1 protein-coding gene is annotated in these 306 nt (G+C 70.6%); it reads right to left on the reverse strand.

What is annotated here, in order from left to right; all coding sequences use genetic code 11:
• On the reverse strand, positions 1 to 306 hold a 306-nt coding region (locus EOS_RS42935; RefSeq protein WP_047898335.1), incomplete at both ends, for an ABC transporter permease.

Below are 306 nucleotides of genomic sequence, written 5' to 3' on the forward strand. Positions count from 1 at the left end.
ACCCATCAGGCGCGACGCCTCCTCGCCTCCGCCGGTGGCCAGCACGCTGCGACCGGCCGAGGTGCGGTGCAGGATCAGCGAGCCGAGCGCGTAGAGCGCGACCACGATCAGCGCGGGGACCGGAAAGATGCCCAGGTCGGCCTGCCCGATATCGGTGAAGCCGCTGGTGTAGGACACCGCGACCGACTGGTTGCCGGCCAGCAGCAGCGCACAGCCATTGGCCGCCAGCATGGTCACCAGGGTCGTGATGAACGGAAGCAGCCGCGCCCGCGTGACCAGCAGGGCGTTGACGACGCCGGCCGCGAA

It is taken from the genome of Caballeronia mineralivorans PML1(12) (genome assembly GCF_001028175.1).
Lineage (GTDB): Bacteria > Pseudomonadota > Gammaproteobacteria > Burkholderiales > Burkholderiaceae > Caballeronia > Caballeronia mineralivorans.